This is a genomic window from Nocardioides montaniterrae, from assembly GCF_054782655.1.
On record NZ_BAAGSB010000005.1, the window covers coordinates 209,156 to 217,841 of the forward strand.

At 69.1% G+C, this 8,686-nt stretch carries 13 protein-coding genes; 4 read left to right on the plus strand and 9 right to left on the minus strand.

Annotated features, from left to right (window positions below):
- Positions 1-4: 4 nt before the first annotated feature.
- Together ACYVJ3_RS10630 and ACYVJ3_RS10635 are read right to left on the minus strand one after the other, a co-directional pair.
- A complete protein-coding gene (locus ACYVJ3_RS10630; protein WP_460852941.1) occupies positions 5-652 on the minus strand; it encodes a matrixin family metalloprotease in 648 nt (215 codons plus the stop codon).
- 50 nt (positions 653-702) lie between these two features.
- Complete coding sequence (locus ACYVJ3_RS10635) at positions 703-978, minus strand: excalibur calcium-binding domain-containing protein (RefSeq protein WP_460852942.1); 276 nt, start codon at positions 976-978, stop codon at positions 703-705.
- Between the two features lie 167 nt (positions 979-1,145).
- On the opposite strand from ACYVJ3_RS10635, the gene ACYVJ3_RS10640 reads away from it, so the two are divergent.
- The 3 genes from ACYVJ3_RS10640 (at position 1,146) to ACYVJ3_RS10650 (ending at position 3,034) form a co-directional block, all read left to right on the plus strand.
- Entirely contained in the window at positions 1,146-1,589 is a 444-nt protein-coding gene (locus tag ACYVJ3_RS10640; RefSeq protein ID WP_460852943.1) for a DUF2510 domain-containing protein, read from the plus strand.
- Between the two features lie 106 nt (positions 1,590-1,695).
- Positions 1,696-2,535 carry a sulfurtransferase gene (locus ACYVJ3_RS10645; protein ID WP_460852944.1) on the plus strand — a complete coding sequence of 280 codons (840 nt, stop codon included), beginning with the start codon at positions 1,696-1,698 and terminating at the stop codon, positions 2,533-2,535.
- 70 nt (positions 2,536-2,605) lie between these two features.
- Positions 2,606-3,034, plus strand: coding sequence for a hypothetical protein (locus ACYVJ3_RS10650; RefSeq protein ID WP_460852945.1), 429 nt, complete (start codon positions 2,606-2,608; stop codon positions 3,032-3,034).
- Here ACYVJ3_RS10650 and ACYVJ3_RS10655 read toward each other — a convergent pair.
- The 3 genes from ACYVJ3_RS10655 to ACYVJ3_RS10665 all read right to left on the minus strand — a co-directional run bounded on the left by ACYVJ3_RS10655 (position 3,031) and on the right by ACYVJ3_RS10665 (position 6,029).
- On the minus strand, positions 3,031-4,005 hold the full coding sequence (locus ACYVJ3_RS10655) for a L,D-transpeptidase (protein WP_460852946.1): 975 nt from the start codon (positions 4,003-4,005) through the stop codon (positions 3,031-3,033). The genes ACYVJ3_RS10650 and ACYVJ3_RS10655 overlap by 4 nt on opposite strands.
- 19 nt (positions 4,006-4,024) lie before the next feature.
- Entirely contained in the window at positions 4,025-5,011 is a 987-nt protein-coding gene (locus ACYVJ3_RS10660) for a L,D-transpeptidase (RefSeq protein ID WP_460852947.1), read from the minus strand.
- Positions 5,012-5,075: 64 nt separating this feature from the next.
- Positions 5,076-6,029 carry an alpha/beta hydrolase gene (locus ACYVJ3_RS10665; RefSeq protein ID WP_460852948.1) on the minus strand — a complete coding sequence of 318 codons (954 nt, stop codon included), beginning with the start codon at positions 6,027-6,029 and terminating at the stop codon, positions 5,076-5,078.
- 140 nt (positions 6,030-6,169) lie between these two features.
- Here ACYVJ3_RS10665 and ACYVJ3_RS10670 point away from each other — a divergent pair, with 140 nt between their 5' ends.
- Positions 6,170-6,556: a nitroreductase family deazaflavin-dependent oxidoreductase gene (locus ACYVJ3_RS10670; protein ID WP_460852949.1), complete on the plus strand. Its 387-nt coding sequence runs from the start codon at positions 6,170-6,172 to the stop codon at positions 6,554-6,556.
- Here ACYVJ3_RS10670 and ACYVJ3_RS10675 read toward each other — a convergent pair.
- From ACYVJ3_RS10675 to ACYVJ3_RS10690, 4 genes are all read right to left on the minus strand, one after another.
- Positions 6,543-6,704 (minus strand): hypothetical protein, encoded by a 162-nt coding sequence (locus tag ACYVJ3_RS10675; RefSeq protein WP_460852950.1) that lies wholly within the window; start codon positions 6,702-6,704, stop codon positions 6,543-6,545. The genes ACYVJ3_RS10670 and ACYVJ3_RS10675 overlap by 14 nt on opposite strands.
- Before the next feature lie 62 nt (positions 6,705-6,766).
- Positions 6,767-7,075 carry a hypothetical protein gene (locus ACYVJ3_RS10680; protein ID WP_460852952.1) on the minus strand — a complete coding sequence of 103 codons (309 nt, stop codon included), beginning with the start codon at positions 7,073-7,075 and terminating at the stop codon, positions 6,767-6,769.
- 49 nt (positions 7,076-7,124) lie between these two features.
- Positions 7,125-8,216: a putative T7SS-secreted protein gene (locus ACYVJ3_RS10685; RefSeq protein ID WP_460852953.1), complete on the minus strand. Its 1,092-nt coding sequence runs from the start codon at positions 8,214-8,216 to the stop codon at positions 7,125-7,127.
- The coding region (locus tag ACYVJ3_RS10690; RefSeq protein WP_460852954.1) for a hypothetical protein at positions 8,213-8,686 on the minus strand (474 nt) is incomplete at its 5' end. The genes ACYVJ3_RS10690 and ACYVJ3_RS10685, both read right to left, overlap by 4 nt.

Consider the following 8,686-nt stretch of genomic DNA (forward strand, 5'->3'; position numbering starts at 1 on the left):
GTCCTCAGCAGTCGATGTCGCCGAGGATCTGGAGGCCCCGGAGGTCGCCAGCACCGTAGGAGAGCGCGGAGATCGACGGGTACATGATCTGGTTGCGGTCCTTGACGTGGGCCAGACCGAGGACGTGTCCGAGCTCGTGCATGACGACGGCGCGCTCGACGTCGTGGTGGCCGCGGGCGTCCTCGTGGGCGAACCAGCTGGCCTTGAGGGCGATCGAGCCGGAGACAGCCTCACGGCGGGCACCGAGCTGGACGGTCAGTGCCCCGCCGACACCGACGGCGTCCGGGTCGGACTTCATCCGCGGGATCTCGTCCGCATCGGCGAAGCCGATCACGACGGGGCCGCTCGAGGCCTCAAACGGGCGGGCGGTGGTCGTGCCGTCGTACGCGAACTCCAGGCCGGAAGCATCGGACGCGACCTTGACCGCGGACTGGATGATCTCGATCGAGTCGTCCGGTCCGGCGGCGGTGTAGATCACGTAGTGGATCGGGCTGCAGGGGCTGAAGGCAACCGGTTCGTGCGTGCCGAGCTGTGTCGTCTCGAAGGCGTAGCTGCTCGAGCTCCCGGCCGCGGTACTCAGCCCGGCCGCGCGACGCAGGAGGTCGCGCCCGGGACCGGGCACGGCCGCGACGGCGATCAGCGTGAGGGTCACGCAGACGACGCCGGCGACGAGCTCCGGGCTCCCGTGCCGGGTGTCGGAGGTCAGGCCTCGCAGGCGGTGCCGTCCTTGTCGCGGTCCATGCTGCGGTAGACGGTCCAGTAGATGTTCTGGGCGCGCTTGCCGTAGGCGGGCCGTCCGTAGCCCTGGCGGACCTGCTTCTGCGCGGCCGCGGCGGACTTCGCGACGCCGTGCTTGAAGTCGCGGTGGAGGGCGGTGCAGTTGGCGTACGACGCCGCCTCGGCGGACGGCGCCACGGAGAGGGCGAGGCCGCTGGAGAGCGCGGCGACGGACAGGGCGGCGATGACTCGGGTCTTCATGAGTCGCACGCTAGGCAGATCCGGACCCGCCTGTACTTGGATTACGCGAACCCAGGCTGGCCCGGTCCAAGTTCGGTCCGATCGGTTGCGACGACCGACCCACACGGGCCATCACGGAATGTTCCGTTTGGCCGCTTCCCGTCGGCTGTGCGCCCTAGCCTCGATCCATGTCCCACCTGCCGCCGCCTGTGCCCGCACAACAACCTCCGCCGGGTTGGTATCCCGATCCCAACATGCCAGGCACCTTGCGGTACTGGGACGGCCGGAACTGGGGCGACCAGGTAGCGCCGAACCCTGGCCCGGCGCAGCCTGCTCAGGCCAACGTCCCGCCTGCCGTGCTGACCTTCGGAGTGCTCGCCATCGCCGCCATCGGCGCGTTCATGGCACTGCAGCCGGCCTCGCTCCTTTCTGGCACCGGGACCAACTGGATCGGCGTGGCACTCGCCGTCGTGGCCACGGTCACGGCCTGGATCTTGAGACCGGTGCCGATGTGGGCGAAGGTCGTCTGTTCGATCATCGTCGCGCTCGCCCTCATCTGTGGAGTCGCGCTCGAGGTCGAGCTCGAACAAAAGCGACAGGAGATCGACCAGGTTTTCGACGGTGCCAACTAGTCAGCGCGCCGAAGGACGTACCAAACCCCGCCGCAGACATCGCCGTCACGCTCAGCGTTGTCGCCGGTAACGCACTTTGGTACGTCCGTTGGTACATCCTGGGTGCATGACCGTGCTGATCACAGCGGCCGAGCTGGCCGAGGCGCTCGAGTCCCCCAGGCCGCCGGTCGTGCTCGACGTGCGATGGCGGCTGACGGTCGCGGGCGGGGCGGCGTACGACGGCCTCGCCGACTATCGCGCCGGGCACATCCCGACGGCGGTGTACGTCGACCTCGACACCGAGCTCGCGCGGCACGGCGAGCCGACCGACGGGCGTCATCCGCTCCCGTCGATCGCCGACCTGCAGGCCAGCGCGCGCCGGTGGGGCATCAACGACGGCGACTCCGTCGTCGTGTACGACGGCGCAGGCAACCTCGCCGCCGCGCGGGCCTGGTGGCTGCTGAAGTGGGGCGGCGTCGCCGACGTACGGCTGCTCGACGGGGCGTTGCTGGCGTGGGACGGCGCTGGGTTCGGTCTCGACAGGCTCGACCACCCGGAGGTCGATCGCCGGGGCGACGTGACGTTGACCGAGGGGAACATGGCGACGCTGGGCCTCGCGCAGGTCCCGCACTTCGCTGGCCAGCTGGTCGACGCGCGGGCGGCGGAGCGCTACCGCGGCGAGACCGAGCCGATCGACCCCAAGGCCGGCCACATCCCCGGCGCCGTGAACGCGCCGACGACCGAGAACCTCAACGACGACGGCACGTTCCGGACCGCCGACGAGCTGAAGGCCCGCTTCCGCGACGCCGGCATCACCGGCGAGGCACCCGTCGCGGCGTACTGCGGCTCGGGCGTGACCGCCGCCCACGAGGTCGCCGCGCTGGCGATCGCGGGGATCGACGCGGCGCTCTACCCCGGCAGCTGGTCGCAGTGGAGCAACCACGATCTGCCGGTCGCGACTGCGTAGAGACAAGCATCACCCGTGGGAGCGCTCACATCCCCGGTTCCATGCGGGTTCTGGGCGTCAGGCTGGGGTCATGCGCAAGCTGCTCACCGCCCTGGCCGTCGTCGTCGCCACCCTCGGAGTCGTCTCCCCCGCCGACGCGCGGACGACCTCCACCAACGACGCGGTGCTCAGGTCGAGCGGTGGGTACGTCGGGCCGCACGCCTGCCGCCGTGGACCGGCGTACTTCCGGCTCAGCGTCGACGAGTCGAAGGTGCCCGACCTCGAGGTCTGGTCGGCCGACGTCACGATCGACGGGCCGGGGAAGTACCACGACACGGCGTTCATCTACGGCCCCACCGACGACGGCGCCTGGAACGGCCTGTGGTTCTGCAAGCGGACCAACCGCGCGGGCACCTACACGATCCGCGCCGTCATCGACTTCCAGCACACCCGGTGGGCGCCCCAGGCACACACCTACGAGGCACTCAGGACGACGCTCTCCGTGCGGACGACCCGCTAGAGCTGCTGCGCGCCGGCCTTCGAGCCGGCCAGCCACTGCTGCCAGGTGAGGTTGAAGGCGGCGTACCCGTTGTCGGGGTCGGCCTCCTCGCGGACGGAGCCGGTGACGGTGACCGGGTCACCGACCTTCATGTAGTTGTAGAACCACTTGGCGTCGGCGAACGACAGGTGCACGCAACCGTGCGAGCCGTTGGCGGAGCCCGGGTGCGGGTCGGCCGGCGAGTAGTGCAGGAACGTGCCCGACCAGGTCAGCCGGACGTCCCACGGGAGCGAGAGGTTGTAGTAGTTCGACGACCCCTTGTCGCAGGAGATCTTCACGCTGCAGGAGTCCATCTGGACCGTCGGCTCCTTGTTGACCACGGCCATCGTGCCGGTCCAGGTCGGCCAGTCGGGACTGCCGGCGTCGCTCGGCATCGTGCGGACGACGGCGCCGTTCTTGGTCACCACCGTCCGGTGCGCCCTGACCATGACGTGGGCGCGTACGTCGTCGCCGACCGTGAAGGTCTGCTCCTTGGTCGCGCGGCCGAAGTGGGTGGTCAGGGTGACCGTGGTGCCGGACTTCCAGAAGTCCTTCGCCCGGAAGTCCACGCGCCGCTCGCTGAACCAGTGCCACGCGCCCTGACCGCCGTCGGTCGCGGTCACCTTCATGGCGTCCTCGACGGCCTCGCGCTCGGAGTCGGGTACGCCGGAGCGGAACACCACCGAGATCGGCATCGCCACGCCGACGGTGGCGCGGTCGAACGGCGCGATGCTGGAGACCGTCACGTTCGGGCCCGCCGGAGTCGGCTTGGGCTTGGGCTTCACCGAGGTGGAGGCGGACGCCGAGGCCGAGCCCGAGGTCGCCGACGAGCCGGTGGTCGGCGTACCGGCAGCGTCGTCGGACCCTCCGCCGGACGAATCCATCCCGCACCCCGCGAGCGACAGCGAGGCGACGACGAACGCCGTGGCGACAGCAGCTTTCCGAAGGCTCATGCCTCCAGTGTCCCTGACGTCAGGTCGAGGTCGTGAATGCGCCCCGGCCACTTCCCGCGAGCCAGTCCGACCAGCCGAGGTTGTAGTCGGCGTACCCGTTGTCGCCCTCGGCCTTGCCGCGCGGCGAGCCCTGGATGGTCACCGGGTCACCGGTCTTGGCCAGGTTGTAGAACCACTTGGAGTCGTCCCAGGACAGGTGGACGCAGCCGTGCGAGCCGTAGCTGTGGCCCGGGTAGGGGTCGCCGGTCGAGTAGTGCAGGAAGGTGCCGGAGTTGGTGATCCGGACGTCCCACGGCAGCACGATGTCGTAGAAGTTCGGGTCGTTCTTGTCGCAGGCGATGCCGACGCTGCACGACTTCATCTCGGTCGTGCGCTCCTTGTTGACGACCGCCATCGTGCCGTCCCAGGACGGGAACTCCGGGCTGCCGGCGTCGATCGGCATCGTCCGCGCGAGCTTGCCGTTGATGGTCACGGTCGCCTTGTGCTGCTTGACGTACACACGAGTGCGTACGTCGGAGCCGATCGTGAAGTCGCGGGTGTAGCTGTGCGTGCCGTAGCGGCCGTTGCCGTCGGGCACGTGGGCGAAGTCGGCGACCATCTGGACGTGGGTGCCGGACGGCCAGAACCGCTTGGGGCGGAAGTCGGCGCGCTGCGGGCCGAACCAGTGCCAGGCGCCGTCGATGGGCTGGGAGGTCTTGATCGAGATCGCCTGCTCGACGCCCTTGCGGGCGGAGGTGGCGACCGGGTCGGTGAAGACGATCGAGATCGGCATCGCGACGCCGACCTTCTGCCCGCTCAGCGGCGCGATGCTGTCGAGCAGCATCGGCGGGCCGGTCGGCGTGGGCTTCGGCTTCGGCTTCGGGGCGTGCTGGTGGTGGGGCGTCACCTGCGGCGTCGGCGCCGCATCGCTCGACCCCGAGACGAGCTTGGTGGCGTCGCAACCGGCCGAGGCCAGCAGCAGACCGACCGCGACGACCCCCGTGGCGCGCTTGGTCCATGAGTTCATGGCGTCATTGTCCATGCCAACCAAGCCGTACGACGACACGACGCCGCACGGAGAGGTGTGATTCTCAGCGCCCCGCTGCCGCGACGAAGTCGCTGATCGCCTCGACCATCTGGTCCAGCCCGGGCTGCTCGAGCGGGTAGTGCCCGGCTTTGTCGAGCATCACCGTGGTGACCGGGACCTTCGTGATCCGGCTCAGGAACGGCGTGGAGAGGCTGAGCGGCGTCCAGCGGTCGGCGGCGGGCTGGGTGAGCAGCACCGGGCAGACGTCGAAGTCCTCGGGCGCCACGTCGGGCCGGTAGGCCAGGAACGAGTCGAGGAAGGCGATCGTCGAGCTGTTGCCCGCCGACGTCGGGTCGGCGTAGCAGGCCTGCTTGGCGGCCTTGTCGTTGACGAGCGCGCGCATCTTGACGGCCAGCCACATCGGCAGTCGCAGCCGCTTGAGCGGCGTCCTGGCGAGCAGCCGCAGCACCGGGCCGGCGAGGAGGCCGGAGATCGGGTCGAAACCGGAGGTCATCTTCACCTTGCGCGAGCTGGTGTCGAGGAAGGTCATGCCGACGATGCCCTGGACGTTCTTGTTGACGGCGGCCACGTGATAGGTCTCCATGCCACCCGCCGAGAGGCCGTAGAGCACGATCGGGCGTCCGTCGCGCTCCTTCTCGACGAGGTCGCTGCCGATCCGCACCCAGTCGTCGTAGGTGACGAGGTGGTTCGGGGCGACCTGCGTGACGCCGTACGTCGGCATGTCGACCGCCACGGTCTCGTACCCCTTCTCGGCGAGTGGGCGTCCGAGGATCAGGCTCATCTGGCGGCCGTTGGTGCCGACGCCGTGGAAGAGGATCACCTTCACGGGGGCGGCCGGGTTGCGGTAGGTGTCGAGGTGGATGCGATGGCCGTCGTGCTCCCACACCTCCTCCGTGGGCGCCGTCTCGTCGGTGAGGCGGAACCGCTCCGGGAGATGCGTCTGGATGTCGCGCCAGGCCGACTGGTCGCGGTAGCTCACGTCGTTCACATCGGGCATGGGGACCCCTCACAGCACGGGCGGATGTAGCCGCAACCGTCGCAGCGCTCGTGGGAGGTCTCCCAGCGCAGCAGCCGGCCGCAGTTCGGGCAGGGCTCCGTCAGATCACGGCTCACGCCTCCGAGAGTAACGTCGAGGACGTGTATGCACCCCGAGCGCTCGCCCGTTTCAACCGTGTCGTCACCAACCCGATCCAGCGCCGCTGGGCCGGGCGGCTGCCGCTGCACGGGATCGTGACGCACGTCGGTCGGAAGTCAGGTCGCGTCTACCGGACTCCCCTGCTCTGCTTCCGGCGCGGAGATCGGGTGGCCTTCATCGTGGGCTACGGGCTGCAGTCCGACTGGGCGCGCAACCTGATCGCTTCCGGCGGCGGGGAGCTCCAGCACCGGGGTCGGTCCTACGTGCTGTCGGACGTCGCGCTGCTGCCGCCCGAGGCCGGCCGGCCGCTGCTGCCGTGGTTCTTCCGGAAGGTGACCGGGGTGATCGGGATCGGGTCGGTCGTCTCGGGGACGATCACTCCGCGCTGATCGTCACGTCCTTGCAGATGACCTCGAGCTCGCACGCCTCGTCCCACAGGATCAGCGTGAGCTTCTTGCCCTGCGGGTGGTCCTCGATGATCGCCTCGGTCAGGTCGGCGTAGTCCCACGGCAGCTCGATCTCGTTGTGGAACGTCATCCGGGTCACGGCAACACACGCAATGCGGTACTTGCGAAGCATCCACTGCCGCGCTCCTTTTGTCAGTCTTCCTGCTCACGCGCCAGCACCGCGCGGGCGGCCTCCTCCCCTGCATCGGTCAGGTCGAGCCACACGATCTCGCCCGGCGCGACAAAGGGGTCGTCGCGGCGTCGCCACTCATCGGCGATCCTCACGCTCGATACCGGCGGCGTGGAGTCCCATGGCACGAAGTCAGCCGCTGCATCTCCGGCGACCGCCAGGCCCCTCGTGATCAGGTCGTCGACGATCCTCAACGCGCGTGCGAGAGATACGTCCAGGGGTTCGTCAGCGGACTCGCGTGCGACCTGGATGATCTCCGCCGCGGAGAGCACATCGCCGAGGCCGCTGACGAGAAGGTCCTCGGTCGCTGTGCGGCTCAGTTCATGACCGTTCATTGACGTGGACCTTCCAGGTTTCGCGCGTCTCAGGAATATTGATGTCGATCGTAAGTCCGCTCTTCTGCGATTCGCGCAAGCCAATCTCGATCCCATCTCGCCGACGCACCCAGAACCCGTGATAGGTCGCACCGGGTCGTTCGAATCGACGTGATCCCTGAACGAGCAATTCGTGCAACGCACGGAGATCACGCTCTGTTCTCACTGTCCGAATGATCTTGGCGCTCCCCTTCGGGAGGCTGCGCATCAATGCCCCGACCGCTTCGGCACCTTCGACCCCTTCGGCGCCGCCACGAAGGGCAAGCAGCAGCCCGGCTGTGCCGTCTGGGATCAACAGCAGGTCGAGGGTTCCTCCCGCGCTGCCGAGCATCTCGCGCTGGGCGGCTTGGAGGTCGGCCGAGGTGCCTGGCAGTGGGAGTCCGTGGGTGCCGGCGTACTGGCTCAGGCCCAGGCCTTCGAAGGAGCCGAGGATGTTGCCGACGTAGCCGTGGAGCAGGTGGTACGGGCTGGTGACCAGGCCTGCCAGCTTGTCGCCGAAGGACTCGTGCTGGTCCGGGGCCAGCGGTGTCGGCGAGGTCGCCGAGGCGGCATCGAGGGCCTTGGCCGCGTCGCGGCCGGCGGCGGCCACATCGGCGCGAGCCTGCTCGAGCTCGGCTGCCGCGCCCGTCGTCGTGACCGGAATCGCGATGCTGCCGATCACCCCCGCATTGGCCGTGCGACAACGTGCCGCGGCGTGCTTGGCCCTGATGAAGTCCTTCTGGGCGTCGCCCGCTCGATGGCGCGCGTCGATGAGCGCGAGCGCGTAGTAGGCGAGCGCACGGGCCGCCACGTCGTACGCCGTCGCGGCGGTCGCGAGCTTGCCCAGGTGCGCCGTCCGCGCCGCCTCGTAGACGTCGGCCGCTCGGCCGGTCCAGGAGCTGCCATGCAGCTGGATGTAGGTGACGGCCTGCCGGGTTCGGGCCAGCTGGGTCGCGAACCCTTCACACGCTCCCGCGAGCTTCTCCACCGCGGCCAGGTCGCCGGGGATCAGCTCGCTGGGCGAGTAGGCGCCGGCGTCGAGATCGTCGTAGGCGCTCATCGAAGGTCCAGACCCCGCTCGAGCACTGCGTGCCGGTAAGCGACGTCAACATCGACCCCGAGGAAGTCGTTCACCGTGTCTCGCAGGCCACGCGCCAGGCGCGTCTGCTCGTCGACGATCGACACCACGCCCGGGTTCCAGCTGCCGTGGAACCGGCCGAGGGCATTGTCGAGATCGACGCTGCCGGTGTTGATCAGGCCATCGCCCCAGACCACCAGATCCTGACGCCGCAGCTCTGCGGCCAGCGCGTCGAATCCGCCGGCAGCCGCGACCAGCTCACGGTGATCGACGTGGATCGTCATCGCATCCTCCCGAGATGAATCAGCGAATGCGCCCGACCGTACGTCGATCCGCCGATCAGCGTCGGAAGTTATCCACAGTGATGATCCGAGGGCTGCTTCATCCACAGGTACGGCGTGTGCGGCTTCGGCTGCCGAGGTCGGTGCCGAGGATGAAGTGGAAGTCCCCGG

Excerpts from the sequence above, each read along its gene's own strand:
- ACYVJ3_RS10635 (WP_460852942.1), bottom strand. The coding sequence starts at position 978 with ATGAAGACCCGAGTCATCGCCGCCCTGTCCGTCGCCGCGCTCTCCAGC.
- ACYVJ3_RS10660 (WP_460852947.1), bottom strand. The coding sequence starts at position 5,011 with ATGAACTCATGGACCAAGCGCGCCACGGGGGTCGTCGCGGTCGGTCTG.
- ACYVJ3_RS10650 (WP_460852945.1), top strand. The coding sequence starts at position 2,606 with ATGCGCAAGCTGCTCACCGCCCTGGCCGTCGTCGTCGCCACCCTCGGA.
- ACYVJ3_RS10665 (WP_460852948.1), bottom strand. The coding sequence starts at position 6,029 with ATGCCCGATGTGAACGACGTGAGCTACCGCGACCAGTCGGCCTGGCGC.
- ACYVJ3_RS10645 (WP_460852944.1), top strand. The coding sequence starts at position 1,696 with ATGACCGTGCTGATCACAGCGGCCGAGCTGGCCGAGGCGCTCGAGTCC.
- ACYVJ3_RS10640 (WP_460852943.1), top strand. The coding sequence starts at position 1,146 with ATGTCCCACCTGCCGCCGCCTGTGCCCGCACAACAACCTCCGCCGGGT.
- ACYVJ3_RS10685 (WP_460852953.1), bottom strand. The coding sequence starts at position 8,216 with ATGAGCGCCTACGACGATCTCGACGCCGGCGCCTACTCGCCCAGCGAG.
- ACYVJ3_RS10655 (WP_460852946.1), bottom strand. The coding sequence starts at position 4,005 with ATGAGCCTTCGGAAAGCTGCTGTCGCCACGGCGTTCGTCGTCGCCTCG.
- ACYVJ3_RS10675 (WP_460852950.1), bottom strand. The coding sequence starts at position 6,704 with ATGACGTTCCACAACGAGATCGAGCTGCCGTGGGACTACGCCGACCTG.